Below are 2814 nucleotides of genomic sequence, written 5' to 3'. Positions count from 1 at the left end.
AAGGGAATTGGTAGACACGTCCCGACAAAAGTCGGGATAATCATTGCGATTGTACGGGTTCAACTCCCGTCCCAGGTACACCAATAAAACAGAAACCCTTGTAGGATTTGTGCTTACGAGGGTTTTTTATTTTGTTGGGGACGGTAAAGGGGACAGTTTATTGAACGTTGGTATACTAATTTCTAATAGTTCCATTTTCTTTAACCGCTAAACCTTCAAGATTCCTTTGCTTACACAGCACTGCACTTTTTCTTTTTTTGTTCCTTTACGAACGAAAACCCATTTTTCAAGAAAATTGTTTGAACATTGCTATTGAAGCGCTTATTGAAAATGGTATTGAAAACCCTATTGAAATTGATATTGAAAGCTATATTGAAAATCGGAGAATTTATAGCACAGGTAACTGTATTTCAGCCATTTACAATTCCATGGCGCTACGGAAGGTGAATTTAAAATTGGGGCAATTTTTATTGAAAAAATAGAATTAAAGGCTTAAATATTTAACATTGAAACTGCATGATACCATTTAACCATATTTCTGGAAATTTTAATTTATGGATTGGCTTTTTAGCCCCCTTTTTATAGCGTTTAAGAGGCTAGGCAAGTGATGAGAATTTTTATTTAAGCTTTTTACTTTAAAAAGTTTATACTTGAAATTTATAAATACCTAAATCATGTACGATTTTATTGGAGATATTCATGGCTATGCCGACAAACTGGAAGAACTATTATTAAAGCTAGGATACAAGAAGGATAATGGTGTCTATTCGCATCCAGAAAGAAAAGTCTTTTTTATTGGAGACTATATTGATCGGGGTATTCGAATACCACAAACCCTGCAGATTGTGAGAAGCATGGTAGAAAGTGGAAATGCCATTGCCTTAATGGGAAACCATGAATATAATGCCCTTTGTTTCCATTTTCAGGAGTCGGAAGGGGGACATTTGCGGAAACATTTGATAAAGAATATTATCCAGCATTATGAAACCCTGAGACAGTTTCATAACAGGCAAGCTGAATATGAGGATTATTTGGAATGGTTTAAATCCCTCCCACTCTTTTATGAAACTGAAAACTTTAGAGCAGTTCATGCTTGCTGGGACGAAACCACCATTGCTTTTTTAAAAAACAAACTGTTCAATGGCTGTTTGACCGATGAACTCATTTATGAATCAGCCAAAAAAGGAAGTCCGCTCTACAAAGCTGTTGATCTAACCTTGAAAGGAAAAGAAATGAAGTTGCCGATTGGAAAAGAATTTAAAGACAAAGATGGAACAGAACGACATGAATTTAGGACCAAGTGGTGGGAGGATCCAACCAAAATGACTTATAAAACCTATAGCATGGAAGACATTGAAAGTTTAACTGAAACTCCATTAGAATTAAACAGCTTGGATTCCTTTGCTTATTACCATGAAGATTCAAAAATTGTTTTTTTCGGTCATTATTGGCTAAAGGGCATACCTCAATTTTTCAAACCAAATATTTGCTGCTTGGATTATAGTGTAGCAAAGGGTGGGAACTTAGTGGCCTATAGGTTTTCTGGGGAAAAGATATTGGATAAGGGAAATTTGGTAGTTGTTTAAAATATATGGCCGGAAATGGAATGGTTATTTTGGAACCATAATTCCTTTTCCAGCCATATTTTCGTTATACATTATTGGGCAATATCAGTTATTGTCCCAAACCATAATTTGTTTGTACTCTATAATCACTGTTTTCTTCCAAAAATTCTAATTGAAAAACTTTATTCATTTTCTCGTAAAGTTTTTTTAAGTTCGAACATCCATAAGTTTTAGGATTAAAACCTGGAATTAGGTTTCGTAATTCATTTGAAAGCCTGCTTAATGTTACATTTTCGGGGTGTTTTTCTCTAATCTTTTCAAATGCTTTTATTAAATCAGGTTCAGGAATTGGAAGTAATGTCTCTTTGGAAATAGTTTCCTTTTTATTTAATATCTCTTCCTTATTTTGGGTACTAGCATTATCAAGGTTTATTGACACTGGATTTGAAATTTTATAAAAGTGATCAAATGATTCTACCATACTTTTTTGTGTGTCAATCTTGCCGGCACCCATAACAAATAAACCTTCCTCCCTAATCCTTTGTGCTAAACCAATAAAATCACTATCACTTGAAACAATGCAAAACCCACTAACCAACTTGGTATGCAAAATATCCATAGCATCAATTATCAAGGCCGAATCAGTTGAATTTTTGCCTTTGCTATAAGAAAATTTGTGAATTGTTTTAATATTATGCCTATTCACCAGCTCTTTCCAACAACCCAAATGGGGTTTAGACCAATCTCCATAAATTCTTTTCGTGACAATTAATCCAAACTTCTCAATTTCACACAAAATCGACTCAATTGCTATGCAATGCACATTATCACCATCGATTAGTAAGGCTATTTTTAATTGAGTGTTCATTATTTACTTTTTTAAATGGTTTATAATAAAATCCACAATTTCTTCTGCATTCTTAAATTGCTCAACATCAACTACCAGGTGGTAATTTTTAGGAAGGGTAAAGTCTAAACCGTAGGATATAAGAAATTGCCTCTTAAATGAATCGTTCCTTTGAAGTAATGTATCATGCGTTTCAAAGTTTCGATTGGCTTTTTTCAATCTCTCGATGGCCACTTCGTCCGAGATTTTCAAATAGATGTGGAAAGCATTTTTTACAAACTTGAATCCAAGACGATAATCAATAATTAATTGTTCGTTAGAGTTACATTCTTTTGAAAACTCCAGGTCAATCTTTTTATCTAAATCAGGATTTCGTAAACATTCATTTTGAAATTCAGCAAA

Annotated in this window: 4 protein-coding genes; 2 read left to right on the top strand and 2 right to left on the bottom strand. The window is 33.7% G+C overall.

Annotated features, from left to right (window positions below; genetic code table 11):
* Positions 1–299 precede the first annotated feature (299 nt).
* Positions 300–482, top strand: a complete 183-nt coding sequence (locus K1X82_15335) for a hypothetical protein (protein ID MBX7183484.1) — start codon at positions 300–302, stop codon at positions 480–482.
* A gap of 192 nt (positions 483–674) precedes the next feature.
* Positions 675–1586 (top strand): metallophosphoesterase, encoded by a 912-nt coding sequence (locus K1X82_15330; protein MBX7183483.1) that lies wholly within the window; start codon positions 675–677, stop codon positions 1584–1586.
* A gap of 88 nt (positions 1587–1674) precedes the next feature.
* Here K1X82_15330 and K1X82_15325 read toward each other — a convergent pair whose 3' ends face one another.
* Both K1X82_15325 and K1X82_15320 read right to left on the bottom strand, forming a co-directional pair.
* Entirely contained in the window at positions 1675–2433 is a 759-nt protein-coding gene (locus K1X82_15325; protein ID MBX7183482.1) for an NYN domain-containing protein, read from the bottom strand.
* A gap of 3 nt (positions 2434–2436) precedes the next feature.
* The coding region (locus K1X82_15320; protein ID MBX7183481.1) for a hypothetical protein at positions 2437–2814 on the bottom strand (378 nt) is incomplete at its 5' end.

The sequence above is a fragment of the Bacteroidia bacterium genome, from assembly GCA_019695265.1.
Classification (GTDB): domain Bacteria; phylum Bacteroidota; class Bacteroidia; order JAIBAJ01; family JAIBAJ01; genus JAIBAJ01.
The sequence above is the reverse complement of the archived record's forward strand: the minus strand, read 5'-3'. Positions and strand labels throughout refer to the sequence as shown.